At 63.3% G+C, this 26,651-nt stretch carries 24 protein-coding genes; 12 read left to right on the forward strand and 12 right to left on the reverse strand.

Features of this window, described 5'->3' with window-relative positions:
* Positions 1-16: 16 nt before the first annotated feature.
* A complete protein-coding gene (locus CKW37_RS20555; RefSeq protein WP_095157873.1) occupies positions 17-976 on the reverse strand; it encodes a DMT family transporter in 960 nt (319 codons plus the stop codon).
* A gap of 104 nt (positions 977-1,080) precedes the next feature.
* On the opposite strand from CKW37_RS20555, the gene CKW37_RS20560 reads away from it, so the two are divergent.
* The 4 genes from CKW37_RS20560 (at position 1,081) to CKW37_RS20575 (ending at position 6,101) form a co-directional block, all read left to right on the forward strand.
* The gene (locus tag CKW37_RS20560) at positions 1,081-1,965 is read left to right on the forward strand and encodes a LysR family transcriptional regulator (protein ID WP_095157875.1); all 885 of its coding nucleotides are present in this window, start codon (positions 1,081-1,083) and stop codon (positions 1,963-1,965) included.
* Positions 1,966-2,053: 88 nt separating this feature from the next.
* Complete coding sequence (gene dusA / locus CKW37_RS20565; RefSeq protein WP_095157879.1) at positions 2,054-3,064, forward strand: tRNA dihydrouridine(20/20a) synthase DusA; 1,011 nt, start codon at positions 2,054-2,056, stop codon at positions 3,062-3,064.
* Positions 3,065-3,182: 118 nt separating this feature from the next.
* Positions 3,183-4,109 carry a transaldolase gene (gene tal, locus CKW37_RS20570; protein WP_095157881.1) on the forward strand — a complete coding sequence of 309 codons (927 nt, stop codon included), beginning with the start codon at positions 3,183-3,185 and terminating at the stop codon, positions 4,107-4,109.
* A gap of 90 nt (positions 4,110-4,199) precedes the next feature.
* The gene (locus tag CKW37_RS20575; RefSeq protein ID WP_095157883.1) at positions 4,200-6,101 is read left to right on the forward strand and encodes an alkaline phosphatase D family protein; all 1,902 of its coding nucleotides are present in this window, start codon (positions 4,200-4,202) and stop codon (positions 6,099-6,101) included.
* Positions 6,102-6,137: 36 nt separating this feature from the next.
* Here CKW37_RS20575 and rssC read toward each other — a convergent pair whose 3' ends face one another.
* The 3 genes from rssC to CKW37_RS20590 form a co-directional block, all read right to left on the reverse strand.
* Entirely contained in the window at positions 6,138-6,620 is a 483-nt protein-coding gene (gene rssC / locus CKW37_RS20580) for an anti-sigma factor antagonist RssC (RefSeq protein ID WP_095157885.1), read from the reverse strand.
* The gene (gene rssB, locus CKW37_RS20585; RefSeq protein ID WP_095157887.1) at positions 6,617-7,801 is read right to left on the reverse strand and encodes a two-component system response regulator RssB; all 1,185 of its coding nucleotides are present in this window, start codon (positions 7,799-7,801) and stop codon (positions 6,617-6,619) included. The genes rssC and rssB overlap by 4 nt, the downstream gene beginning before the upstream one ends.
* Positions 7,802-8,118: 317 nt before the next feature.
* On the reverse strand, positions 8,119-8,823 hold the full coding sequence (locus CKW37_RS20590) for a VacJ family lipoprotein (protein ID WP_095157888.1): 705 nt from the start codon (positions 8,821-8,823) through the stop codon (positions 8,119-8,121).
* Positions 8,824-8,992: 169 nt separating this feature from the next.
* Between CKW37_RS20590 and CKW37_RS20595 the strand changes: the two genes are divergently transcribed.
* Positions 8,993-9,583 carry a phosphonoacetaldehyde phosphonohydrolase-related protein gene (locus CKW37_RS20595; RefSeq protein WP_095157890.1) on the forward strand — a complete coding sequence of 197 codons (591 nt, stop codon included), beginning with the start codon at positions 8,993-8,995 and terminating at the stop codon, positions 9,581-9,583.
* 122 nt (positions 9,584-9,705) lie between these two features.
* Entirely contained in the window at positions 9,706-9,969 is a 264-nt protein-coding gene (locus CKW37_RS20600; RefSeq protein ID WP_095157892.1) for a DUF4404 family protein, read from the forward strand.
* A gap of 47 nt (positions 9,970-10,016) precedes the next feature.
* On the opposite strand, the gene queF is transcribed toward CKW37_RS20600, so the two are convergent.
* On the reverse strand, positions 10,017-10,847 hold the full coding sequence (queF, locus tag CKW37_RS20605) for an NADPH-dependent 7-cyano-7-deazaguanine reductase QueF (RefSeq protein ID WP_095157894.1): 831 nt from the start codon (positions 10,845-10,847) through the stop codon (positions 10,017-10,019).
* Between the two features lie 57 nt (positions 10,848-10,904).
* Entirely contained in the window at positions 10,905-11,396 is a 492-nt protein-coding gene (locus CKW37_RS20610) for a plastocyanin/azurin family copper-binding protein (RefSeq protein WP_095157896.1), read from the reverse strand.
* A gap of 153 nt (positions 11,397-11,549) precedes the next feature.
* On the opposite strand from CKW37_RS20610, the gene CKW37_RS20615 reads away from it, so the two are divergent.
* A complete protein-coding gene (locus tag CKW37_RS20615; protein ID WP_095157899.1) occupies positions 11,550-12,230 on the forward strand; it encodes a heavy metal response regulator transcription factor in 681 nt (226 codons plus the stop codon).
* Entirely contained in the window at positions 12,227-13,570 is a 1,344-nt protein-coding gene (locus CKW37_RS20620; protein ID WP_095157901.1) for a heavy metal sensor histidine kinase, read from the forward strand. Before CKW37_RS20615 ends, CKW37_RS20620 begins: the two co-directional genes overlap by 4 nt.
* A 9-nt stretch (positions 13,571-13,579) precedes the next feature.
* Here the strand turns inward: CKW37_RS20620 and CKW37_RS20625 are convergent, their stop codons facing one another.
* The 3 genes from CKW37_RS20625 to CKW37_RS20635 form a co-directional block, all read right to left on the reverse strand.
* The gene (locus tag CKW37_RS20625) at positions 13,580-14,824 is read right to left on the reverse strand and encodes a lipoprotein-releasing ABC transporter permease subunit (protein WP_095157903.1); all 1,245 of its coding nucleotides are present in this window, start codon (positions 14,822-14,824) and stop codon (positions 13,580-13,582) included.
* A 66-nt stretch (positions 14,825-14,890) separates the two neighbouring features.
* Positions 14,891-15,574 (reverse strand): lipoprotein-releasing ABC transporter ATP-binding protein LolD, encoded by a 684-nt coding sequence (gene lolD, locus CKW37_RS20630; RefSeq protein WP_175653784.1) that lies wholly within the window; start codon positions 15,572-15,574, stop codon positions 14,891-14,893.
* Positions 15,575-15,581: 7 nt separating this feature from the next.
* A complete protein-coding gene (locus CKW37_RS20635) occupies positions 15,582-16,832 on the reverse strand; it encodes a lipoprotein-releasing ABC transporter permease subunit (RefSeq protein WP_095157907.1) in 1,251 nt (416 codons plus the stop codon).
* A gap of 94 nt (positions 16,833-16,926) precedes the next feature.
* On the opposite strand from CKW37_RS20635, the gene CKW37_RS20640 reads away from it, so the two are divergent.
* Positions 16,927-17,514: a PilZ domain-containing protein gene (locus CKW37_RS20640; protein ID WP_095157909.1), complete on the forward strand. Its 588-nt coding sequence runs from the start codon at positions 16,927-16,929 to the stop codon at positions 17,512-17,514.
* 27 nt (positions 17,515-17,541) lie between these two features.
* A complete protein-coding gene (locus CKW37_RS20645) occupies positions 17,542-18,264 on the forward strand; it encodes a glycerophosphodiester phosphodiesterase family protein (protein ID WP_095157911.1) in 723 nt (240 codons plus the stop codon).
* A 42-nt stretch (positions 18,265-18,306) separates the two neighbouring features.
* Here the strand turns inward: CKW37_RS20645 and sthA are convergent, their stop codons facing one another.
* From sthA to CKW37_RS20660, 3 genes are all read right to left on the reverse strand, one after another.
* Positions 18,307-19,701, reverse strand: a complete 1,395-nt coding sequence (sthA, locus tag CKW37_RS20650) for a Si-specific NAD(P)(+) transhydrogenase (protein WP_095157913.1) — start codon at positions 19,699-19,701, stop codon at positions 18,307-18,309.
* A gap of 174 nt (positions 19,702-19,875) precedes the next feature.
* Positions 19,876-20,898, reverse strand: coding sequence for an FAD:protein FMN transferase (locus CKW37_RS20655; protein WP_095157915.1), 1,023 nt, complete (start codon positions 20,896-20,898; stop codon positions 19,876-19,878).
* Between the two features lie 87 nt (positions 20,899-20,985).
* Positions 20,986-22,449: a glyceraldehyde-3-phosphate dehydrogenase gene (locus CKW37_RS20660; protein WP_095157917.1), complete on the reverse strand. Its 1,464-nt coding sequence runs from the start codon at positions 22,447-22,449 to the stop codon at positions 20,986-20,988.
* 169 nt (positions 22,450-22,618) lie between these two features.
* On the opposite strand from CKW37_RS20660, the gene mfd reads away from it, so the two are divergent.
* Together mfd and CKW37_RS20670 are read left to right on the forward strand one after the other, a co-directional pair.
* Complete coding sequence (gene mfd, locus CKW37_RS20665) at positions 22,619-26,068, forward strand: transcription-repair coupling factor (protein WP_095157919.1); 3,450 nt, start codon at positions 22,619-22,621, stop codon at positions 26,066-26,068.
* Between the two features lie 10 nt (positions 26,069-26,078).
* A complete protein-coding gene (locus CKW37_RS20670; RefSeq protein ID WP_095157921.1) occupies positions 26,079-26,651 on the forward strand; it encodes a CsiV family protein in 573 nt (190 codons plus the stop codon).

Here is a 26,651-nt window from a genome sequence, read left to right on the forward strand (position 1 = left end):
CTCACAGGCCAGGGTGTCAGGCCGGGGCATCCTTGCCCTGGGCCTGCGGCGCAACCCTGGCCTTGCCCGGCTTCAACCGCGACACCCCGAACAGCACCAGCGCCAGCCCGGCGATCTGATACGCGGAAATGTCCTCGTTGAGCAGCGCCCAGGACGCCAGCACCGTCAGCACCGGCCCGAGATTGCCCACCGCCGCCGTTTGCGTGGCGCCCATGCGCTGGATCGCCAGCGCCACCCAGTAAATCGGCAACACCGTGGAAAACAGCGCCATCAACGCGGCATTCACCCAGACCGCCGCGGGCAACTGGCCCAGTTGCGAGAAATCCCCGGTCAACAGGTAGTGGCCCAGCACCATGAGCGACGAGGCCGTGCCCGCCAGGCCGGCCAGGCGCATCGAACTCATGGTCTTGAGCATCACGCCGGTGCCGGAGTAGTACAGCGCGTAGGTCACGGCGCTGGCAAAGACCCACAGCGAACCGAGAATCACCTGATCGCCCACCCCCGAAACGCTGACGTCATGCACAAAGGCCACGCCCAGGCCGAGGTAGCAGATGCCCATCGCCACTAGCACTCGTGGGGTCGGCCGCTCGCGCAGGGCCACGGCCTGGAAGATCAGTACCAGGGTCGGATAAGTGAAAAGGATCAGCCGCTCCAGCCCGGCGCTGATGTATTGCAAGCCGTAGAAGTCGAACAGGCTCGCCAGGTAATAGCCGAACAGCCCGAGCAACAGCACCCGCCCGGCACTGCCCCAGCTCAACGGTGCATTGGCGTGGCCGCGACTGAACCACACCAGCCAGAGAAACAACGGCAACGACAGGGCCATGCGCAGGGCGAGCAAGGTGATCGCATCCACCGGACCCGCCGCGTAGGCAAGCTTGACGAAGATCGCCTTGAAGCTGAAACCCAAGGCCGACAGCACTGCGAACAGGCTGCCGTTATCGATGTAACGCTGAATCCGAGGAGGAAAGCTGATCATGGAGGTCCGCACCAAAATGTGACAGGCTTTATTCTGAACAGAAAGCCAGTACGCCAGAATCGCTTTTTAACGAAGCAGGCTTTCTGAATTGGAGAACCCCCCTGATGCACTTCGACCTGCCCGACCTGCGCCTGATCGCCGCCATCGCCGAAACCGGCAGCCTGAGCAAGGCGGCGGCGAGCTTTCCGGTGGCGGTATCGGCCGCCAGCACACGCCTGCGCCTGTTCGAGGAACGCAGCGGCCTGACCCTGTTCGTGCGCAAGGCCGACGGCATGCACCTGACACCGGCGGGCCGGCTGGTGCTGGAATCTGCGCGCGGCGTCCTCGGCGAAGCCCGCAAGCTGCACGACACGCTCAAGGAACTGGCCGGGCAGAAACGCATCAACCTGCACCTTGCGGCATCCACCGTGACCAACAGCACCATCCTCCCGACGGTGCTCGGGCCGTTCCTCTTCGACTACCCGGAAATCGACCTGCAACTGGTGGAACACAAGAGCGTCGACATCCTGCGCATGGTCCTCGCCGGCGAATGCGAGATCGGCGTCTACGACGGCAACCTGGTCAATGACGGCGTGGTGTCCCTGCCCTTCCGCACCGAGCGCCTGGTGCTGCTGGTGCCGCTCGACCACCCCCTGACCGAACGGACCGCCTTGCGCCTGCGCGACGCCCTCGACTACGCCTTCGTCTGCCTGCCGGCGGAGCGGGCCATGCAGCGTTTCGTCGAAGAACTGGCGATCAACCTGTCGATGCCGCTCAAAGTCCGCGTCCGCGCCCCCGGCTTCGAAGCCATCGCGCAACTGGTGGCCCAGCGCGCCGGCATCGCCATGCTCCCGGAAACCACCGCACGCCGCCTGGAACAGGAACTGCCCGTACGCTGCCTGCCACTGGAAGAGCGCTGGGCGACGCTGGAGCTGAGGATCTGTTTTCGTGAGTGGGAGAAGCTGAGTTCACATGGGCGGCAGTTGGTGACGTTTTTGTCGGGGCGATAAGCCGGCAAAGCGCATTCCTGTTAAACTCCGCCGCCTTTTTTCAGGGTGCGTAATGCATCCGAAGACGGCAGCAGACGAGACCACCGGCATGCACAATACCCCCGCGGAAAACCCGAGCAATCCTTCGAGTCCGGTACTCAGGAGGTTTTCCGTCGCCCCGATGATGGACTGGACAGACCGCCGCTGCCGATTCTTCCTGCGCCTGCTGTCCCGCCACGCCCTGCTCTATACCGAAATGGTCACCACCGGCGCCCTGCTGCACGGCGATGCCGCGCGCTTCCTCGGCCACGACGCCGCCGAGTACCCGCTGGCGCTGCAACTGGGCGGCAGCGTGCCGGCCGATCTGGCCGCCTGCGCGAAGCTGGCCGAGGTGGCGGGCTACCAGGAAGTGAACCTGAACGTCGGCTGCCCCAGCGACCGGGTGCAGAACAACATGATCGGCGCTTGCCTGATGGGTCACCCGGCGCTGGTGGCCGATTGTGTGAAGGCGATGATGGACGCGGTGTCGACCCCGGTGACGGTCAAGCACCGGATCGGCATCAACGGCCGCGACAGCTACGGCGAGCTGTGCGATTTCGTCGGTCAGGTCCGCGATGCCGGTTGCCGCAGTTTCACCGTGCATGCCCGGATCGCCATCCTCGAAGGGCTGTCGCCGAAGGAAAACCGCGAGATCCCGCCGCTGCGCTATGACATCGCCGCGCAGTTGAAAGCGGACTTCCCTGACCTGGAAATCATCCTCAATGGCGGGATCAAGACCCTCGAGGAATGCCACGAGCACCTCAAGACGTTCGACGGCGTGATGCTGGGCCGCGAGGCCTATCACAATCCCTATGTGCTGGCCGAGGTCGATCAGCAACTGTTCGGCAGCGATGCCCCGGTGATTTCCCGCAGCGAGGTGCTGGAGCAGTTGAAGCCATACATCGCCGCCCATCTGCAGGCCGGCGGCGCCATGCACCACGTGACCCGACATATCCTCGGTCTGGCCCAGGGCTTCAAGGGCGCGCGCAAGTTCCGTCAGTTGCTTTCGGTGGATGTGCACAAGACCAACGACCCGCTGGCCCTGCTCGATCAAGCTGCTGAATTGTTAAAGGGCCACTAGGAACCGGCGCGCTCCGCGGCACTCGAAGACATACCCTCCCGACGCCCGCCGGCACGGCCCTTGAGCCGCTGACGGCGCTCGGGTAATGTCGTCGCACCGCACAGGACAGAGCACGCTCATGACTTCCAAGCTGGAACAACTCAAGCAGTTCACCACGGTCGTCGCCGACACCGGCGATATCGACGCGATCAGCCGCCTCAAGCCGGTCGATGCCACCACCAACCCTTCCCTCCTGCTCAAAGCGGCCGCCATGCCCGGCTACGCCGACCTGCTGAAGCAGGTGATCGCCAGCAGCAAGGGCAATGTCGATCTGGCTTGCGATGCCTTCGCCGTCGCGGTGGGCAGCGGCATCCTGAAAGCGATCCCCGGCCGCATTTCCACCGAAGTGGACGCGCGCCTGTCCTTCGACGAGCCGGCGCTGCTGGCCAAGGCCCGCCAACTGATCGAGCTGTACGACAAGGCCGGCGTTGGTCGTGATCGCGTGCTGATCAAGCTGGCCTCCACCTGGGAAGGCATCCGCGCCGCCGAAACCCTGGAGAAGGAAGGCATCCAGACCAACCTGACCCTGCTGTTCTCGTTCGCCCAGGCTGCCGCCTGCGCCGATGCCGGGGTGTTCCTGATTTCGCCGTTCGTGGGCCGCATCTACGATTGGTACAAGAAGTCCAGCGGCCAGGATTACGTTGGCGCCGAAGACCCGGGCGTGCAGTCGGTCACCCGCATCTACAACTACTACAAGGCCAATGGCTACGACACCGTGGTCATGGGCGCGAGCTTCCGCAACCTCAGCCAGATCGAAGAGCTGGCCGGCTGCGATCGACTGACCATCAGCCCGGACCTGCTACAGAAACTCAGCGAAGACCAGGGCACCCTGGCCCGCAAACTCGCCCCCGGCGCCAGCGCCGAGCCACGCCTGACGCTGAACGAAAGCCAGTTCCGCTGGGCCTTCAACGAAGACGCCATGGCCACCGAAAAACTCGCCGAAGGCATTCGCCTGTTCGCCCGTGACCAGGAAAAACTCGAAGCCCTGCTTTCTGCAAAGGCTTGATACAAATCTCGGTTTGCCAGTAGTCGCGACAGCGCGGAAAGTCCCGCCTCTTCCGCAACTACTGGCAAACAGCCTCGTGTTCCCGCATTGATGTCCGACTCTTCTTTTTTGCCGTTGGTCCTGGCCGGGCCACTGCTTCGCCGCCTGGAGCCGACGCGCATGGTGTTCTGGCTGGTCGCCTCGCAGCCGCTGAACGCCGAACTGCACCTTCATGTTGCACATTCCGATCCGCTGGTCCTGCCACTGGACGCCACTCGCTGCCAGATCATTCCGGTGGGTCGCCAGGCGTTCGTGCACCTGATCGATGTGTCTTTGGAAACACCGCTACCCTGCGACACCCGGATCGACTACGACCTGCTGCTCGATGGCCACGGCATCGCCGAGTGGGCGCCGCATCTGCTTTATGACGGCGCACAGCGTGCGAACTTCGTCGTCCGCGAACGGCTGGATCAGTTGCTCCACGGCTCCTGCCGCAAACCTCACTTTCCCGCCGAAGACGGCCTGCTCTGCGCCGACCGGCTGCTGGCCAGCACGCATGAGCCCGCACAGCGCCCAGCCTTGTTGATGATGAGCGGCGATCAGGTCTACGCCGACGATGTCGCCGGGCCGATGCTGCGCGCCATTCATACGCTGATTGCACGGCTCGGCCTGTTCGAGGAATGCCTGGACGGCGCGGTGATCCGTGACAGCGTCGAGCTTTATGGCCATCCCGCCAGCTACTACCACCGTGGCGACCTGCTGCCAGCGCTGAAAAGCAACGAAACTCTGCGCGAGCGCTTCTTCGGTGGCGTGCGCAAACCGATCTTCACCAGCAGCAATGCCGACAACCACTTGGTGACCTTCGGCGAAACCCTGGCGATGTACCTGCTGGTCTGGTCGCCCGTGCCGTGGACGCTGATTGCGCCGGACATGCCGCCGCTGAACGCCGAACACCAAACGCGCTACAGGCTGGAACAGGGTTGCCTGGATGGCTTCGTCGCCGGGCTGGGCGGGGTCGCCCGGGTGTTGGCGCACTTGCCGAGCCTGATGATTTTCGACGACCACGACATCACCGATGACTGGAACCTTTCGGCGCAATGGGAGGAAACCGCCTACGGCCATCCGTTCTCGCGCCGGATCATCGGCAACGCCCTGCTGGCTTACCTGCTCTGCCAGGCCTGGGGCAACAACCCGGACGTGTTCGGTGATCTCCTGGAAAAATGCCGGCAACTCTTCGCCAGCACCGCGGACGACCGCCACCTAGACAGTCCGCAGCAGGATCAGTTGATCAACGACCTGCTGCGCTTCCAGCAGTGGCATTACCAACTCCCGACCAGCCCAGCGCTACTGGTGCTGGACACCCGCACCCGGCGCTGGCGCAGCGAAAGCAATCTGAAGAAACCTTCAGGCCTGCTGGACTGGGAAGCGCTCTGCGAGTTGCAGCAAGCGCTGCTCGACCACCCGTCGGCGATCATCGTTTCGCCCGCACCGATCTTCGGCGTCAAGCTGATCGAGACGGTGCAGAAGGTGTTCAGCTGGTGCGGTTACCCGCTGCTGGTGGACGCGGAAAACTGGATGGCTCACCGCGGCGCGGCACAGGTGATCCTGAACATCTTCCGCCACTCGCGCACGCCGGGACACTACGTGATCCTCTCCGGCGACGTGCACTATTCCTTCGTCTACGAAGTGCTGATCCGCCACCGCCAACGCAGTCCGCACCTGTGGCAGATCACCAGCAGCGGCATCAAGAACCGCTTCCCCGCGCGCCTGCTGGACACCTTCGACCGCCTCAACCGCTGGCTCTACGCACCGCGCTCGCCCTTGAACTGGTTCACCCGCCGGCGACTGATGGAAGTGGTGCCGCGCATACCCAGCCACAGCAAAGCCGGCGAGCGGCTGTGGAACAGCGCGGGTCTGGGCCAGGTGTTTTTCAATGAACAGGGGCAACCGGAGCGGGTGTTCCAATTGAATGCGGATGGGTCAGAGGCGACGGAGTTTCCGCGGCGGGAATGACAAGGGCCTCATCGCGGCGATGAGGCCCTGAAGGGTTCAGCTACGCTCGAGCGCGTTCACCAGGTCATGGAAGGCTTCACGGTTGGAGTCATTCAAGCCCATCAGGATCTTGTGCGCCTCCAGCACCTTGGCCCGCACCACCTCTTCGTCCTGGTCCTGGGAAGGCAGGTCGGTCAGGCATTCCGGGCACGGAATCGGCCGGTCGACGATGTTGAACACCTGATCGAAGCCCATCGACTGCAACAGGCGAGTGATGTCGGCGTGGGTGGTCACCACGGTCGGCAGCAGGCCAACCTTCTGCCGCGACAGAATCGACAGCTTGGCCAACAGGCCGAGCGTGGTGCTGTCGATGCTCTGGGTTTCTGTGAGATCGATGACGATCGCCGAGAAATTCAGCGCGGTGAAGATCTTCTCAATAGTTGCATCCAGCGCCGAACACAGGGTCAGACGCACTTCACCGACAAACTTCAGAACAAAGGTGCCGCTCTGTTCGGCGAACTGGATTCTACCGGTACTCATTGAAGGTTCCTGCTCAACACCAATAGGGCGATATCATCCGGCATCTCCCCAAGCGTAGCCAATCCGAATCGTTGCCGCAGGCCATCCAGGCTGCCGCCCGCGTCCCTGACAATCTCAGGCAGGGATGCTTCTTTTTCTTTGAGTGTTGCGCCGGGCAAAAGGTCCAGAATGCCATCAGATAGCAGGGTCAGGCTGAACTGCGACGGCAGCTCCAGGACGTGATCCTGGTACGTTGCTTCGTCGAACAGACCGACCGGCAATCCTCGGCCTTCCAGATAAAGGCTCTGCTCCGGGGTATACAGTACCGGCAGCGGCAGGTGGCCGCCGATGGCATAGGTCAGCAATCCGTTGTCTTCATCGATGACACCGCCAACCATGGTCACGTGCTTGCCCAGCTTGCAGTTGATCAGGCCGCGGTTGATGTGCCCGAGCACTTCCGACGGCTTGAAGTCCCGCAGGGTGCCGCTGCGCTTGAATTCGAACAGCAGGCGGGTGGTCATGAACTTCAGCAGTACGGTCACGAAGGCCGAGGACGCGCCATGGCCGGACACGTCCGCCAGGTAGAAGGCGATCCGCCGCTCGTCGACGCGGAAGTAATCAGCAAAGTCGCCAGAGAGATACAGCGACGGGATGATCTGGTGTTCGAAGGAAAACTCGCCAATGCTCCACGGGCTTTCCGGGAGCATGTTCATCTGCACCTGGCGACCCGCTGTCTGGTCTTCCTGAAGCAGGTGGAGGCTGGCTTCAAGTTCACGGTTGGCGGTTTCGAGCTTTTCCCGGTAGCGCTGGTTTTCCTTGATCAGGTACGCACGATCGAGCGCGCGGCGAACCGAGTGCTCGAGCACTGCGAGGTCTTCAAGCGGCTTGATCAGGTAATCGGCAGCGCCCAGACGCAGGGCTTCGACAGCATCGTTCATCACGCCCGCACCGGAAACCACGATCACCGGCAGGTCAGGCGCACGTTCGGTCACTTGTCGGATCAGCTCCAGACCGCCCATTTGCGGCATGCGCAGGTCACAGAGCACAAGGTCGGGACGATCCTGCTCGAAGACTTGAAGGCCCTGCTGGCCATTGCTTGCCTGCAGGACACTGAAACCGCTGTCTTCCAGGTAGGCGGCGAGGCTCTCGCGCACCACGTCGTCGTCATCGATTATCAGCAGCGTTGCACTGGTTTTCTGCATGTGGGCAAACGGCGCCAGAAATAGGTTGGCGTAAGCGGCTCGACAGGTTGGAGCACACGTACTGGATTCTCTTCTAGCCACTCTGTCTATCTGAGTTGTAGGTCAGAAAAAGCCGACCGGCAACTTGCAGAGGTGCCCTGTAAGGCGCAGACGGTACTCCCATCCGCCAGGCGTTTCAAGCATGCACCGCCGCTCGCGTGCGGCTGTTTGCAGTGCAAATCACCGGTGGTTATAAAAACCCGGTTTGTGGCAACTCAATGGAAGGATGCCCCAATGAAAAAGGCGACCCGGAGGTCGCCTTTTCTACTTGCCGACGATCAGAAATCGTCTTCGACGTCGCCGTCCTTGACCTTGAACTCGCGGTTCTGCAGGTAGGCGTTGCGGATGAAGATGTACTTGTCGCCCTGGATCATCTTCTCCGCCGACAGCAGGCTGGCGCGTGTGTCGACCAGGTCGACGCCGATCGCGGTGTTGCGGGTCGGCACGTGATTCACGTAGCGGTAGGGTTCGGTGTAGGTATCGGGATACTTGCCCAGCGCATCGCGCACGGTGCTCGGACCCAGCAACGGCAGCATCACGTAAGGACCGCTGTGTACACCCCAGTAGCCCAGGGTCTGGCCGAAGTCTTCATCATTGCGCTGCAGGCCCATTTTGGTCCCCACATCGAAGAAGCCGCCAAGACCGAAGGTGGTGTTGACGATCAGCCGGGCGGTATCGACACCGGCCGCATGGGGCTTGAGCTGGAGGATGTTGTTGGCCAGGTTGGTCACATCACCCAGGTTGAGGAACATGTTATGGATGCCGTCTTCCACGAACTGCGGCGTTACAAACCGGTAGCCCTGGGCGATCGGCTTGAACGCATAGGTGTCGACCGTGTCGTTGAAACGGAAAATCGGCCGGTTGATGCTTTCCCAAGGGTCTTCCTCGGTAGCCGCCTGAGCCGCGAAAGGCGCCAGCAGCGCAGTTGCGCACACGCTGGCCCGGAACAAACGATCGAGCACGCTCGCACCGATCCCACGCATAGATGTTCTCCTGATGAACGCAACGCGCGAAACAGCTCCGCGCCAAAGTGGACGAGTATAAAGCCTAGTAACGTTTGCGTCGCAAATAGTTGACGCCACGCGCGTCAAACGCCCGTCACCAAATCGTCACGAACGGCCAGTAGTGTCCTGATATTTCAGGGATGTTGCCATGCCTCACGCGCCCGCCTTCACCGCGCTCCTGTTCGGACTTCGTGGCTGCCTGGTCGACTTCGGCGGCCGTAGCCTGGACAGCGCGCCGGACCTCCCCGTTCTCCCCACCCCCGGTGCCCTCGACGTACTCGACTGGCTACGCCGCCATCGCGTGCCCTGCGCCTGGCTGGACGAAGTGCCGGCGCACACCGGCCAACACCTGAGCCGCGCCCTGCCCGACTGGCTGGCGGCAACGCCGCACCACGACGCCAAGCCCTGGCCCGCGCCGGACGCCTGTTGGCGGGCATTGATGGCCATCGAGGCCAGGCAACTGGATGGCTGTGTGCTGATCAGCGGCGAACCGCGGCTGCTCCAGGCCGGCCTCAATGCCGGCCTGTGGACCATCGGCCTGGCGGCCTGCGGCCCGTTGTGCGGGTTATCCGAAACCGAGTGGCAAGCGCTGGACGAGAAGCAGCGCGAGCACAAACGCGGCAAGGCCACCCTGCAACTGTTCAGCCTCGGCGTGCATTCGGTGATCGATCATTTGCAGGAACTGGCCGACTGCCTCGCCGATATCAGCCAGCGCCGGCTCAAGGGCGAAAAACCCTGACCACCCGCGCTTGATCCGGATCATGCAAAGCCGGCCCGTGTGGATTAATCTGTCAGCCATGCATGGACCTTTCGCACAAGGCAGGGGTCCATGGCTGTGCCTACTGATAAAGGGAGATCACCATGCCTGCCCGCGAACTGCAAGAACAGCTCAACACCCTGCGCGAGCAACTGGAGCAAAACCCGCCGCTGTCGCTGGAAGAGCGTGAGCAACTCCAGGTGCTGATGCAGCAAATCGATGCCCAGATCAAACTGGAAGCGGCAACCCAGGACACCAACCTGGTCGACGGCGTCAACCTCGCCGTGGAACGCTTCGAGGTCGATCACCCGGGCCTGACCGCCACCTTACGCAATATCGTTCAGAGCCTGCAAAGCATGGGGATCTGAACCCACCCCGCTCAAATAAAAAGCCCCGTCTAGACGGGGCTTTTTCGTTACTGCCGGACCAACCGACGGTTGTCCGGACTCACCGGCCCGAGGCTGCGGTACGGGTTGATGTCCAGCCCGCCACGGCGCACATAGCGCGCGTACACCGTCAGGTGCTGCGGATCGAGCAGGCGCTTGAGGTCGAGGAAGATGCGCTCCACGCACTGCTCATGGAAGTCCGCGTGCTGGCGGAAACTGATCAGGTACGTCAGCAGGCTTGCCGCATCCAGCTCCGGGCCGCGGTACTCGACGACCACGCTGCCCCAGTCCGGCTGACCGGTCACCGGGCAGTTGGACTTGAGCAAATGGCTGTGCAGGGTCTGCTCGACCACCTTGTCCGTGTTGCAACGCAGCAACTCAGGTTGCGGTTGCTCGTAGTTGCTGATGCTCACGTCCAGCTCGTCGATGCACTGGCCCGGCAACCCGGCCACACCCTCTTTTTCCACATCACCCAGGGTGCGGATACGCACGCTCACCGGCTTGCCGGCGGCCGCGCCGAGGTCTTTCTCCAGGCAGGCCTGCAGCGCCTGCGGCGAGTCGAAGGCGGTCTGGTTCAGCGAATTGAGGTAGAGCTTGAACGACTTGGACTCGATGATGTTCGGCGAATCCGCAGGAATGGCGAACTCACCGATGGCCACCACCGGCTTGCCCGATGGCAGCAGCCAGGACAGCTCGAAGCAGTTCCAGAAATCGGTGCCGTGCCACGGCAGGGTCTCGGCGCTGACGCCCAGCTCGGCCCATTTGGCGGTACGCGGGATAGGGAACAGCAACGAAGGCGTGTAAGTGGAAACGTATTCGCTGGATTTACCCAGCGGGGAATGTTCTGCAGCGGGGTGCATGGCTCAAACCTGAAGGACGAAATTGCCGTAGTTTATCGGGTTTGCGCCTGCCTTTGGTCATTGCGCGATGGTCAGCTTGCCAACCATCCCGGCCTGATAGTGCCCCGGCACGTTGCAGGCGAACTCGATCGGGGTCGACTGGCTGAAGCTCCAGGTCAATTCACCGCGCTGGCCCGGCGCGACCATCACCATGTTCGGCTCGTCATGCTGCATCGCGCCGTGCTCCATTCCCCCATGGCCCATGCTGGCGTGGTCCATGGTCGCCATCGCCAGCATTTCCTTCTGGTGCTGCGCATGCATGGCCGCATCGCCAAGGTTGAACTCGTGGGCCACCTGACCCTTGTTGATCACCACGAAGCGCACCGTCTCCCCGGCCTTCACTTCCAGGCTGCGCGGCTCGAAGTACATGTCACCCAGCACCACCTCGACGGTGCGCGTGGCCTTGGCCGCTGGCGCTGGCTGGCCGAAAGCGAACTCGTGTGCGCCCGGCGCGGCCATGGCCGGAAGGCTGAGCAGTGCGAGGACGGCAGCGGTTATCAGGGATTTCATCGGGGTGTTCCTCATCATCGATTGCTTCATGCCGCCATAGTGCAAAGCCGGCGCTGGCGTCCACCTGACGAAAAGATTACAACTTTGTCAGCTTCGCCCTGCCTGAATGCAGGAAAGGTATAACGTCCCTGCCCCACCGCCTCCGAGAACCCCATGAAACTGTTGATCGTCGAAGACCAGGCCAAGACCGGCCAGTACCTGCGCCAGGGCCTCAGCGAGGCCGGGTTCAGTACCGAGCTGGCCAACGACGGCGACAGCGGCCAGCACCTGGCGCTGACCGGCGACTATGACCTGCTGATCCTCGATGTGATGCTGCCCGGTCGCAATGGCTGGCAGATTCTCCAGGCTGTGCGTGACGCCGGCCTCAATGTGCCGGTGCTGTTCCTCACCGCCCGCGATGCCGTGGAAGACCGGGTCCACGGCCTGGAACTGGGCGCCGACGACTATCTGGTCAAGCCGTTCGCCTTCTCCGAGCTGCTGGCGCGGGTCCGCACCCTGCTGCGTCGCGGCCTCAACCCGGCTCAGGAAACCACCCTCGGCCTGGCCGACCTGCGCCTGGACCTGATCCGCCGCCGGGTCGAACGCGGCGGCCAGCGCCTAGACCTGACCGCCAAGGAGTTCGCCCTGCTGGAACTGCTGCTGCGGCGCCAGGGCGAGGTGCTGCCCAAATCGCTGATCGCTTCGCAGGTCTGGGACATGAATTTCGACAGCGACACCAACGTCATCGAAGTGGCGATCCGCCGGCTGCGCCTGAAGATCGACGATGCCCACGACAATAAGCTGATCCACACGGTGCGCGGCATGGGCTATGTGCTCGAAGAGCGTCCGGCCTGATGCTCCGGCTGTCCCTCGGCGCCCGCCTCGCCCTGCTGTTCGCCGCCTGCACCGCCGTGGTGTCGCTGCTGGCGGGGATCCTGTTCAGCCGCGCCAGCGAAACCCACTTCATCGAACTCGACCAGCAATTGCTCAACAGCCGCCTGCCGGTCCTGCAGCGCATGCTCGAGGGTGTGCACAGCAGCGCCGACCTCGCCTTGCGCCTGCCCGCCCTGCAGAGCGAGCTGAGCCACCAGTCCGATCTGGCCCTGCGTATCCGCGGCACCGACGGCGAGATCTGGTTCGACAGCCGCGCGGGCCTGCCTGATGCGCCGGCAGGGCCTGGCCTGAACACCCTGCGCGCCGAACATGCCGACTACCGCAGCCTCGGCGTGCAACTGCCAGACCTGCAACTGACGCTGCTGCTCGACATCACCCACCACCAACATTTCCTGCAACGCATGCAGCGGCTGATCTGGCTGACCGTCGGCCTCTGCGCGCTGGCCACCGCCCTGCTCGGGGTCTGGGCTGCGCGCAGCGGCCTGCGCCCGTTGCGCCAGATGGGCGAGATTGCCGCCAGCGTTTCCGCGCGCTCGCTGACCACCCGCCTGCCGGTGGGGCAGATGCCGGTGGAACTGGCGGAACTGGCAACCACGATGAACGCCATGCTGGAGCGACTGGACGACGCCTTCCAGCGCCTCTCGGCCTTCTCCGCCGATATCGCCCATGAATTACGCACGCCGCTGTCGAACCTGCTGACCCACACCCAGGTCACCCTGACCCGGCCGCGCAGCCTGGACGAATACCGCGAAGCGCTGCACGGCAACCTCGAAGAGCTGCAATGGATGGCGCAACTGGTCAACGACATGCTTTACCTGGCCAAGGCCGACCACGGCCTGCTGATGCCCAACCGTGAGCCATTGGCGTTGCACGAAGAAGTCGATGCGCTGCTGGAGTATTACGCGCCACTGGCCGAGGACGCCCAGGTCCGGCTGGCGCGCAACGGCGCCGCCACGCTGGACGGCGACCGGCATATGCTGCGCCGCGCCTTGTCCAACCTGCTCGACAATGCGCTGCGCTACACCGCACAGGGAGGGGATATTCAGGTAGGTATCGCGGAAAGTAGCGGGCAACTACGCCTGGAAGTGGCCAACCGCGGCGAGCCGATCGATCCGGCGCTGCTGCCGCGGCTGTTCGATCGTTTCTACCGCGCCGACCCGGCACGCCGGGCTGGCAGCAGCGAACATGCGGGGCTGGGCTTGGCCATCACCCAATCCATCGTCCGTGCCCATGGCGGGACGCTGCGCGCCGAATCGGCCGATGGCTGGACGCGTTTCATCATCCAGCTACCGGCCGCCTGACAACGCCGTTTACTCGTAGCGCAGCGCCATGGCCGGCTCGACCTGCGATGCACGCCAGGCCGGGTAAATCGTCGCGAGGAAGCTCATCACCAGGCCGGCGCTGCAGATCAGCGCCACATCGCCCCACTGCAACTCCGATGGCAGCGAGCTGATGAAATACACGTCAGAGGTGAAGATATGCTGGCCGCTGATGCGCTCCAGCCAACCCACCAGCGCGCTGACATTCAACGCCGCTAACACCCCGAACACACCGCCGATCAGGGTGCCGACCACGCCGATCAGGCTGCCCTGAACCATGAACGCGCCCATGATCTGCCCGGGTGTTGCGCCGATGGTGCGCAGGATGGCGATGTCCGCGCCCTTGTCGTTCACTACCATGATCAGGGTGGCGATGATGTTGAACGCCGCCACCGCGATGATCATCAGCAGCAACAGGCCGATCATGGTCTTTTCCATTTTCATGGCGCTGAACAGGCTGCCCTGGGTGTGGGTCCAGTCGTCGGCGCGGTACTGATCGCCAAGCCCCGCGACAATCGCCGCGGACACCGCCGGCGCGGCGTACAGATCCTTGAGCTTGAGGCGCACGCTCTGCACCTGGTTCGGCTCCCAACGCTGCATCTGCGCGGCGTCGGCCACATGGATCATGCCCATGGAACCATCCAGCTCGGCGCCGACCTTGAAGATCCCGACCACGTTGAGGCGCTGCATGCGCGGGGTGATGCCACCCGCTTCGCTGCTCACCTCGGGCACGATCAGGGTCAGCTTGTCACCGACGCTCAGGCGGAAACGCCGCGCGGTGATTTCGCCGATGACCACGCCGAACTCGCCCGGCTTGAGGTCTTCCAGGCGACCCTGGACGATGTGCTCGGCGACGATCGAAACCTTGCCTTCCTGTTCCGGGTCGATGCCGTTGATCTTGATCGGCTGCATCGAACCCTTGTAGGAAAGCATGCCTTCCATTTCGGTGAAGGGCACTGCGGCGATGACCTCGGGATTCTTCAGCGCGGCGGCGGCCACCGGCTGCCAGTCGTCCAGCGGCTTGACGCCGACGATGGTGGCGTGCGGCACCATGCCGAGGATGCGCGAGCTCATCTCGCGCTGGAAGCCGTTCATCACCGACAACACCACGATCATCGCCAGCACGCCCAGGGACAGGCCGATCATCGATGTCATGGAAATGAACGAGATGAAATGGTTGCGGCGCTTGGCGCGGGTGTAGCGCGCGCCGATGAAAATAGACAAGGGTCTGAACATGAACGGATGCACCCAGCAAGAATAACGGCCAAGGCGCCCGGCATCGGCACGGGCGCCCTCCTCGAATCAGATCGGAACCAGGTGACCCTCTTCCAGGCGCAGCACACGATCCATCTGCCGCGCCAGGTTCAGGTCATGGGTCACCACCAGGAACGCGGTCTGCGACGAACTGCTCAGCTCGCGCATCAGGTCCTGGATGCCCTGGGCGGTGTGCTGGTCGAGGTTGCCGGTGGGCTCGTCGAGCATCACCAGGCCCGGCCGGTTGACCAGGGCGCGGGCGATGGCCACGCGCTGGCGCTCGCCACCGGACAGTTCGGACGGCTTGTGGCTCAGGCGGTGACCGAGACCGACACGCTTGAGCAGCGCCTCGGCGCGCTCGCGGGCTTCCGGGATCGGCGTGCGGCCGATCAGCAGCGGCATGCACACGTTTTCCAGCGCGGTGAATTCCGGCAACAGGTGATGGAACTGGTAGACGAAGCCCAGCGCGCGGTTGCGCAGCAGGCCGCGGGCACGCTCGCCGAGGGCCGAAAGCTCCTCGCCGGCCAGCCAGACGCTGCCTTGGCTCGGCGTATCGAGGCCGCCCAGCAGGTTGAGCAAGGTGCTCTTGCCCGAACCGGAACTGCCGACGATCGCGACCCGCTCACCGGGGAGCAGTTCCAGTTGCAGGTTCGACAGCACCTGCACCGACTCCGGGCCTTCCTCATAGGATTTGCCCAGGTTGCGGCAACTCAGTACGGCTTTATCACTCATGCCCAACTCACTCATAACGAAGCGCCTCCGCAGGCTGGGTGCGTGCCGCACGCCAGGCCGGATACAGGGTGGCGAGGAAACTCAGGACCAGCGCCGCGCCACAGACCATCCACACGTCTTCGGCCATGATCCGCGACGGCAGGTAGTCGATGAAGTAGACATCGGCGTTGAGGAACTTGTGACCGATCAGCCGCTCGAGGCCGGCGATGGCGGCGCTGACATTGAGCGCCGCGAGAATCCCGACCGCGGCGCCGATGGCCGTGCCGACCACGCCGATCACCGTGCCCTGGACCATGAAGATCGCCATGATCTGCCGTGGCGTCGAACCGAGGGTCCGCAGGATCGCGATATCGCCGCGCTTGTCGTTCACCACCATCACCAGCGTGGAAATGATGTTGAACGCCGCCACCGCGACGATCAGCAGCAACAACAGGCCGATCATGGCTTTTTCCATTCGGATCGCCTGGTACAGGTTGCCGTAGCTGCGGGTCCAGTCGCGGGCGTAGAACTCCTGCTCGCCCAGTTGCCGGGCGATGTTGTAGGCGTTGCGCGGGGCCTCGAACAGGTCGTCGAATTTCAGCCGCAGACCCTGGACCTGATCAGCTTTCCAGCGGTGCAGGCGGGACAGGTCGGAGAGGTTGGTCAGGCCCAGGTAGCCGTCGATTTCACCGGCGCCGACATGGAAGATGCCGGTCACGGTGAAACGCTTCATGCGCGGGAACATCCCGGCCGGGGTGACAGTGACCTCGGGCGCGACGAAGGTCAGCTTGTCGCCGACGCTGACGCCCAGTTTGGCGGCCGCCTTGTCGCCGATCATGATGCCGAAGCTGCCGGGCTCAAGGTCTTCGAGGCGGCCTTCGCGGATGAAGTCGCCGATAATCGAAACCTTGCGCTCTTGCGCGGGGTCAACACCGTTGAGCAGTACCTTCTGTACCTTGCCTTCGTGGGTCAGCAAACCCTGCATCTGAGTGAATGGCGCCACTGCCAGCACGGACGGATTCTGCTTAACTCTATCGGCAAGGGCTGGCCAATCGCTCAGCGGTTGACCGGTCTCCAGCGTGGCATGAGGGACCATGCCCAGTACGCGGGTACGCATCTCATGATCGAAGCCGTTCATGACCGAGAGCACCACGATCATCACCACCACGCCGAGGGCGAGGCCGATCATCGAGGTCAGGGAAATGAACGAAACGAAGTGATTGCGCCGCTTGGCACGGGTGTAGCGCGTACCGATGTATACGAAAAGAGGTCTGAACATGTCGGGGCTTGTTCGGATGAAAGAGGAACGTCCTTGTGGCGGGGCCAGGACGGCGGATTTACACTCAGACCACCGCCGCTACCATGGGTTCGCCATGTCGACAATAGATGAAGAAGATCGCCGCGAATACTACCGTATCGAGGACCGGATCGCACTGGAAATTACCCCGCTGAGCGCGGCTGAAGCCCTTGGCACAGACTTGTTGCAGGATGATTCACCGCTGTTCAATCTGCTTAGCGAACTGCACCTCAGCGAGTTCGAATCCCAGCACCTGCTACGCCAGCTCAGCGAAAAGGATCGCACCCTGGCGGCCTTCCTCAAGGCCCAGAACAAACGCATCGACCTGCTCAGTGCAGTGGTGGCACAGACCCTGATCGGCGAGATTGGCGCGCCGCAGCCGGTCATCCTGTCCGAAGGCGGTGTCGAGTTCACGCACGCCAGCGCGTTCACGCCCGGCAGCCGCGTGGCACTGAAAATGGTGCTGATGCCGCGGGCCTCGGGCTTGCTGTTGCGAGCGAAAGTCACGCACTGTGACAAGAAGGCCGACGGCCATTACGAGATCGGTACCGAATTCGTCGATATCAGTGACGCCCAGCGTCAACTGCTGGCGCGCTACATCCTGCAACGGCAGGCGCAACAGCGCCGCCAGGCCCTGGAACAGAACGGCCCGGCAGCCTCCTGAGCTTCAGTCTTTCTTGAAGGAACAAACGTGACCCAGATTTACGGCCATCGTGGCGCCAAGGGCGAAGCCCCCGAAAACACCCTGACCAGCTTCCAGCAGTGCCTGAAACACGGCGTGCGGCGTTGCGAACTCGATCTGCACCTGTCAGCCGACAACGAACTGATGGTGATCCACGATCCTACCCTCAAGCGCACCACCGGCCGTCGCGGCAAGGTGGTGGAGCACAGCGCTGCGGAGCTTGTGACCTACGACGCACGCAACGGTGGTCCGGGCTGGGTGCAGCCGTGCCCGATCCCGCGCCTGGAAGAGTTGTTCGAGAAATGCCCGTTCGAGCACTGGCAACTGGAGGTCAAGAGCGCCTCGCGCACCCGCGCCGCCACCACGGTCCTGGCCATCCGGGAAATGGCCCAGCGCTTCGGCCTGCTCGACAAGGTGACCATCACCTCCAGCTCGCGGGAAGTGCTCGCCGCTGCCCTGGAACTGACGCCGGACATCTCACGTGGACTGGTAGCGGAATACACCTGGCTCGACCCACTGAAGGTCGCGCAGAACTATGGCTGTGAATTGCTGGCACTGAACTGGACGCACTGCAGCCCCGAACGCCTGGCCAAGGCCCAGCGCCAGGGGCTGCATGTGTCGGTGTGGACGGTCAACGAACCGGCGCTGATGCGTCGGCTCGCTGACTTCGGCGTAGACAGCCTGATTACAGACTTTCCCGGTTTGGCCACTGCCACCCTCGAGAATCGCTGAAATCGGTCTCCCCGGCCGGCTCAGGCCACCGGCCGGAGCCGCTCAAAAAAGCCGGTTGAGGCCGTCGTACGCAGCCACCCGATAGGCCTCGGCCATGGTCGGGTAGTTGAAGGTGGTGTTGACGAAGTACTTCAGCGTATTGCGCTCACCCGGCTGGTCCATGATGGCCTGGCCGATGTGGACGATCTCCGACGCCTGGTAGCCGAAGCAGTGCACGCCGAGGATTTCCAGGGTTTCGCGGTGGAACAGGATCTTCAGCATGCCTTGCGGCTCGCCGGCGATCTGCGCACGCGCCATGCTCTTGAAGAACGCCTTGCCGACTTCGTAAGGCACCTTGGCCTGGGTCAGCTCCTGCTCGTTCTTGCCGATCGAGCTGATCTCCGGAATGGTGTAGATCCCGGTCGGCACGTCGTTGACGAAGCGCCAGCTACCGTTGTCGACGATGCTGCCGGCCGCCGAGCGACCCTGGTCGTGGGCAGCACTGGCCAGGCTTGGCCAGCCGATCACGTCACCGGCGCCATAGATGTTCGGCACCTGGGTCCGGTAGGCTTCGTCGACTTCGATCTGGCCACGGCTGTTGACCTTGATGCCGATGTTTTCCAGGCCCAGGCGGTCGGTGTTGCCGGTACGGCCGTTGCACCAGAGCAAGGCGTCGGCCTTGATCTTCTTGCCCGATTTCAGGTGCAGGATCACACCGTTGTCCAGGCCTTCGACACGCTCGTAGTCTTCGTTGTGGCGAACAGTGATGTTGTTGTTGCTGAAGTGGTAGCTCAGGGCCTGGGAGATTTCCGAGTCCAGGAAGCTGAGCAACTGGCCACGGTTGTCCACCAGTTCCACCAACACGCCGAGACCGCTGAAGATCGACGCGTATTCGCAGCCGATCACACCAGCGCCGTAGACGATCAGTTTGCGCGGGGTGTGGCCGAGGCTGAGGATGGTGTCGCTATCGTAGATACGCGGGTGGTGGAAATCGATATCGGCCGGGCGATAAGGACGCGAGCCAGTGGCGATGATGATGTGCTTGGCCACCAGCTTCTCGACCACACCGTTGGCGCAGACCACTTCGATGGTCTGCTCGTCGGCGAAGCTGCCGGTGCCGACGAACACGTCGACGCGGTTGCGGGCGTAGTAGCCGGTACGCGAAGCGACCTGCTTGGAGATCACCTTTTCCGCGCTTTTCAGCACGTCAGGGAACGAGAACCAGCGCGGCTCACCAATGGCCCGGAACATCGGGTTGGTGTTGAACTGCATGATCTGGCGCACCGAGTGACGCAGGGCCTTGGACGGGATGGTGCCCAGATGGGTGCAGTTGCCGCCGACCTGACGACGGCTATCGACCATCGCTACCTTGCGTCCTGCTTTGGCGGCATTCATTGCCGCCCCTTCTCCTGCGGGGCCGGAACCCAGCACCACTACGTCGTAGTTGTAGACAGCCATGCGTACTCCTTCAGAACAGGCCCGGGCGCCACGTCAGCGGCCGGGGCTTCGATCATGACGCCTCGGGGGGCGCCATGAAAAAATTCGGGTGCAGTCTAATCAAGCTTGAACGGCGCGCACATTAACCCTTGGTCGCGTCGTAGGCTATTTTTCTCTGCACTACATGCAAGACATTCATTTCTCGTTCGTTGCGTCGCCCGTTCCGACGATTCGCTCGAATGCCGGGGTCACACGGGCAATGAACCCCGCCTCGGCCCGCACCACAAATACGGCGGCGAGGTCCTGTGCCACGGCAAACTCCCAGCCCTGCTCCGGGCCCAGTATCAGCAACAGCGTGGAATAACCGTCAGCCACCAGCGCGGAGGGATCGAACACCGTCACCGCCGCCAGCGCATGCGCGACCGGCCGGCCAAGACGGGCGTCGAAGGTGTGGGAAAAACGCTGGCCATTCTCCTCGAAATAGTTGCGGTAGTCACCCGACGTCGACACACCAAGGCCGTCGATACTGAGCACCTGCTGGGCAATCTGGCGGTCTTCGCGCGGCAGTTCCAGAGCGACCCGCCAGGGACTGTCGTCAGGCTTGTGCCCCACGGCCTTGAGCTCGCCCGTGACCTCCACCAGCATATTGTTGATGCCCAGGGCGCGCAGGCGCTCGACGATCAGATCAACACTGTAGCCGGCGGCGATGCTGTTGAAGTCCAGCTCCAGGGCGATGTCCTTGCACAACTGCTCGCCGTCGATGCGCAGATGGCCCTGGCCAATACGCTGGCGCACCTCTGCCAGCCGGTTCGGATCGGGGATCTTTTCCTCCCGCGCCTGGGGACCGAACCCCCACAGGTCCAGCAGCGGCTCGACACTCAGGTCGAAGGCCCCACCACTTTCGCGCCACAGCGTGTCACCCAGTTGCACCAGCTTGAGCACACCTTCCGGCATGACCTGACAGCTGCCTGCGGGCAGACGATTGAAGCGCGCGACCATGGAATCGCTACGGTAGGTGGAAAACTGCTGGTCGATGCTCGCGAGAATGCCCTCGATCTCGCGCTGCACCTGCTCCGCATCCGGCCCCTCGGCGGGCCGCACGTACTGCACGGTGTAGCTGCTGCCCATGGTGGGGCCGCTGATGCGCTCGACCGGGTCGTCCTTTTCGCAGCCGGCCAACATCAACAAAGCACAGAGGGTGCCCAAGGCTGCTTTCAAAACGCTCCTCCTTACTCGGCCGGCTTCACAACGCTCAAAAAAAACGGGAACCCGTAGGTTCCCGTTCTTTTCAACACACCAAGAAGCTTAGCGTGGGAATGCAGGCGGGTTCACACCAGCCATGTCTTCCATCACGCGCACTACCTGGCAGCTGTAACCGAACTCGTTGTCGTACCAGACGTACAGAACAACGCGGCTGTCGTTGCAGATGGTCGCTTCGGCGTCGACCACACCCGCGTGGCGGGAGCCGACGAAGTCGGTGGAGACCACTTCCTGGGAGCTCACGTAGTCGATCTGCTTGTGCAGTTCCGAGTGCATGGCGGTCTGACGCAGGTACTCGTTGATCTCGTCGCGCGAGGTCGCCTTTTCCAGGTTCAGGTTCAGGATGGCCATGGAGACGTTCGGCGTCGGAACGCGGATGGCGTTGCCGGTCAGCTTGCCCTTCAGGACAGGCAGAGCCTTGGCGGCGGCGGTAGCAGCGCCAGTCTCGGTGATCACCATGTTCAGCGGCGCGGCGCGGCCACGACGGCTGCCCTTGTGGAAGTTGTCGATCAGGTTCTGGTCGTTGGTGAACGAGTGAACGGTTTCGACGTGGCCGTTGATGATGCCGTACTTGTCATTCACGGCTTTCAGCACCGGCACGATGGCGTTGGTGGTGCAGGAAGCGGCGGAGATGATCTTGTCGTCGGCGGTGATTTCGCCGTGGTTGATGCCGTGAACGATGTTCTTCAGCGCGCCCTTGCCAGGTGCGGTGAGGATCACACGGGCAGCGCCCGGGCAGGCCAGGTGCTGGCCCAGGCCGTCGGCGTCACGCCATACACCGGTGTTGTCGACGATCAGGGCATTGTTGATGCCGTACTGGGTGTAGTCGACTTCACTCGGGCTCTTGGCATAGATCACCTGGATCAGGTTGCCGTTGGCGGTGATGGTGTTGTTTTCTTCGTCGATGGTGATGGTGCCATCGAACGGACCGTGAACCGAGTCACGGCGCAGCAGGCTGGCACGCTTGACCAGATCGTTCTCGGCGCCTTTGCGCACAACGATGGCCCGCAGGCGCAGGCCGTCGCCGCCACCGGTTTTCTCGATCAGGATGCGCGCCAACAGGCGGCCGATGCGACCGAAGCCGTACAGGACAACGTCGGTGCCTTTGCGTGCGGAAGCGTTCTGCTGACCGACGACTTCAGCCAGTTCTTCGCGAACGAACTGCTCGGCGCTACGGCCATTGCCTTCCAGCTTGAACTTGTTGGCCAGCTTGCCGAGGTCAACCGAGGCAGCGCCCAGTTTCAGCTCGCTCATGGCCTTGAGCAGGGGGAATGTCTCGTGGACGGACAGTTCGGTTTCGTCAGTCTGGCGATGGCGAGCAAAGCGGTGAGCCTTGAGGATCGCGATCACCGAACGGTTGATCAGGCTACGGCCATAGATCGAGCTCACCACGTTGTTATTGCGGTAGAGCTGACCGATAAGCGGGATCATCGCTTCTGCAAGCGCTTCACGATCGATCCACTCACCAAGACACTGGTCGGGCTTCTGAGTCACGGGAACCTTCCACATGTAGGGACAGAAAAAAGGGGCTACATTATGACGCCGCATATCGCTTCGAGCAATGAGCGCCTGTCGACAGTCCCACCTGAAAGGATTTTGCCCGCTGCACGCCTGACAGCACGGGCATTGGCCCGTTACAATCGGCCTCTTTGTCGCAACGCTTGGAGCTCGACCTCCCGTGCCTGTTCTGCGTCTACCGCACCTTCCGGCCACTGCCGGCAAACAAACCTGGGGCAACCTGCCCGGCGCCGCACTCAGCCTGGCCATCGCCGAAGCTGCCAGTGCCGCCAAACGCTTCACCCTGCTGCTGACCGCCGACAGCCAGAGCGCTGACCGGCTGGAGCAGGAGCTGCGTTTCTTCGCGCCTGAACTGGCGGTATTGCCGTTCCCCGACTGGGAAACCCTGCCCTACGACCTGTTCTCGCCGCACCAGGACATCATTTCGCAACGGATCGCCAGCCTGTACCGGCTGCCGGAGCTGGACCACGGCATTCTCGTGGTGCCGATCACCACCGCCCTCCATCGCCTGGCGCCAACCCGCTTCCTGCTGGGCAGCAGCCTGGTGCTGGACATCGGCCAGAAGCTCGACGTCGAGCAAATGCGCACGCGCCTGGAAGCCAGCGGCTACCGCTGCGTCGACACGGTCTACGAGCACGGTGAATTCGCCGTTCGCGGCGCCTTGATCGACCTGTTCCCGATGGGCAGCAAGCTGCCATACCGGATCGACCTGTTCGACGATGAAATCGAAACCCTGCGCACCTTCGACCCGGAAACCCAGCGCTCCATCGACAAGGTCGAATCGGTGCGCCTGCTGCCCGCGCGGGAATTCCCGCTGCAGAAGGACGCCGTCACCCGCTTCAAGGCGCGCTTTCGCGAGCGCTTCGACGTCGATTTCCGCCGCAGTGCGATCTTCCAGGACCTGACCAGCGGGATCATCCCCGCCGGCATCGAGTACTACCTGCCGCTGTTTTTCGACGAAACCTCGACCCTGTTCGACTACCTGCCCCAGGACACCCAGGTGTTTTCCCTGCCGGGCGTGGAACAGGCCGCCGAACACTTCTGGAACGATGTGCGTGGCCGCTATGAAGAGCGCCGCATCGACCCGACCCGCCCGCTGCTGCCACCCGCCGAGCTGTTCCTGCCGGTGGAAGACTGCTTCGCCCGGCTCAAAGGCTGGCCGCGCATCGTCGCCAGCCCGGACGACATCGAGGGCGGTGGCGGCCGTGAGCGCTTCCCCGCGCGCAAGCTGCCGAACCTGGCCATCGAAGCCAAGGCCAGCCAGCCGCTGGCCGCGCTGTCGGCGTTCCTCGATGATTTCCCCGGCCGGGTGCTGTTCACCGCCGAGTCGGCGGGCCGCCGTGAAGTGCTGCTGGAGCTGCTCGAACGCCTGAAGCTGCGTCCGCAGACCGTGGAAGGCTGGGAAGACTTCGTCACCGGCAAGGACCGCCTGGCGATCACCATCGCGCCGCTGGACGATGGCCTGGTACTCGACGACCCGGCCGTGGCGCTGGTCGCCGAAAGCCCGCTGTTCGGCCAGCGCGTCATGCAGCGCCGGCGCCGGGAAAAGCGCAGCGACGTCAACAACGACGCGGTCATCAAGAACCTCACCGAGCTGCGCGAAGGCGCGCCGGTGGTGCATATCGACCACGGCGTCGGCCGCTACCTGGGCCTGGCGACGCTGGAAATCGACAGCCAGGTCGCCGAGTTCCTCACCCTCGAATACGCCGAGGGCGCCAAGCTCTATGTACCCGTCGCCAACCTGCACCTGATCGCCCGCTACACCGGCAGCGACGATGCCCTGGCGCCGCTGCACCGGCTCGGCTCCGAGACCTGGCAGAAAGCCAAGCGCAAGGCCGCCGAACAGGTCCGTGACGTGGCTGCCGAACTGCTCGACATCTACGCCCGCCGTGCCGCGCGCAAAGGCTACGCCTTCGCCGACCCGGCCGCCGACTACGCCACCTTCAGCGCCGGTTTCCCCTTCGAGGAAACCCCGGACCAACAGTCCGCCATCGAAGCCGTGCGCGAAGACATGCTCGCCGCCAAGCCGATGGACCGCCTGGTCTGCGGCGACGTCGGCTTCGGCAAGACCGAAGTGGCGATGCGCGCGGCGTTCATCGCCGTGCACAGCGGCCGTCAGGTGGCGATCCTGGTGCCGACCACCCTGCTCGCCCAGCAGCACTACAACAGCTTCCGCGACCGCTTCGCCGACTGGCCGGTGAGCGTGGAAGTGATGAGCCGCTTCAAATCGGCCAAGGAAATCAGCAGCGCCATGGCCGAACTGGCCGAGGGCAAGATCGACATCGTCATCGGCACCCACAAGCTGCTGCAGGACGACGTCAAGTTCAAAGACCTGGGCCTGGTCATCATCGACGAAGAGCACCGCTTCGGCGTGCGCCAGAAAGAGCAGCTCAAAGCCCTGCGCAGCGAAGTCGACATCCTCACCCTGACAGCCACGCCGATCCCGCGCACGCTGAACATGGCGGTGTCGGGCATGCGCGACCTGTCGATCATCGCCACCCCGCCGGCGCGGCGCCTGTCGGTGCGCACCTTCGTCATGGAGCAGAACAAAAGCACCATCAAGGAGGCGCTGCTGCGCGAGCTGTTGCGCGGCGGCCAGGTCTACTACCTGCACAACGACGTGAAGAGCATCGAAAAATGCGCCGCCGACCTCGCCGAGCTGGTGCCTGAGGCGCGCATCGGTATCGGCCACGGGCAGATGCGCGAACGTGAACTCGAACAGGTGATGAGCGACTTCTACCACAAGCGCTTCAACGTGCTGATCGCCTCGACCATCATCGAGACCGGCATCGACGTGCCGAGCGCCAACACCATCGTCATCGAGCGCGCCGACAAGTTCGGCCTGGCCCAGTTGCACCAGTTGCGCGGCCGGGTCGGACGCAGTCACCACCAGGCCTACGCCTACCTGCTGACACCGCCGCGCCAGCAGATCAGCGCCGACGCGGAAAAACGCCTGGAAGCCATCGCCAACACCCAGGACCTGGGGGCCGGTTTCGTCCTGGCGACCAACGACCTGGAGATCCGCGGCGCCGGCGAGCTGCTCGGCGAAGGCCAGAGCGGGCAGATCCAGGCCGTCGGGTTCACCCTGTACATGGAAATGCTTGAACGCGCGGTCAAGGCCATCCGCAAGGGCACCCAGCCGAACCTCGACCAGCCGCTGGGCGGCGGGCCGGAAATCAACCTGCGGTTGCCGGCACTGATTCCCGAGGATTACCTGCCCGACGTCCATGCCCGCCTGATCCTGTACAAGCGCATCGCCTCGGCGGTGGACGAGGAAGGTCTCAAGGACCTGCAAGTGGAGATGATCGACCGCTTCGGCCTGTTGCCCGAGCCGACCAAGAACCTGGTACGCCTGACCCTGCTCAAGTTGCAGGCGGAAAAGCTCGGCATCAAGAAAGTCGATGCCGGCCCCAATGGCGGCAAGATCGAGTTCGAGGCCGAGACACCGGTCGATCCGCTGGTGCTGATCAAACTGATCCAGGGTCAGCCCAAGCGCTACAAGTTCGAAGGCGCCACGCAATTCAAGTTCATGGTGCCCATGGAGCGCGCCGATGAACGATTCACCACACTGGAAGCGCTGTTCGAGCGCCTGACACCGAAAACCGCTTGAAGGAAGATCCATGCGCGCCATTCGTAACCTGAGCCTGCTGCTGGCGTTGTGCTCGCCAGCAGCCTTTGCCGACACCCAATACCTGATCGAGATGATCCTGGTGCGGCAGAACGCCGTGCCTGCCGTCACCAGCCAGTTCGCCCCGGAAAACTGGAGCGATGGCGCCAAGCCGGTCGCCGACTACGACATTCGCCAGCCGCTCCTCACCGAGCAGGCCGAGCGCCTTGCCGCCGACAGCCAGTACAGCGTGCTGCTGCACAAGGCCTGGCAGCAGAACGTCGGCGCCGAAGGCTCGAAAATCGCCTTCAGCGATGGCCAGGAACAGTTCGGCCACTTCCCCATCGAGGGCAACCTGAGCGTGAGCGAAGGCCGCTTCATCGGCGTCGAAGCCACTCTGTGGGTCAACCAGTTCGACGCCAATGGCGGCGTGCTTCAGAGCGAGCAGTTCAAGCAAAGCAACAGCAACGTCAAGAACGCCGAGCTGACCTACCTCGATGGCGGACACCTGGCGCTGGTGTTGAAGATTCGCAAGGCCGGTACTCCCGCCAACGCAGCGCCCGACCCTGCACTGATGGAGCAGTAA

The organism is Pseudomonas sp. Irchel 3E13, from assembly GCF_900187455.1.
GTDB lineage: Bacteria > Pseudomonadota > Gammaproteobacteria > Pseudomonadales > Pseudomonadaceae > Aquipseudomonas.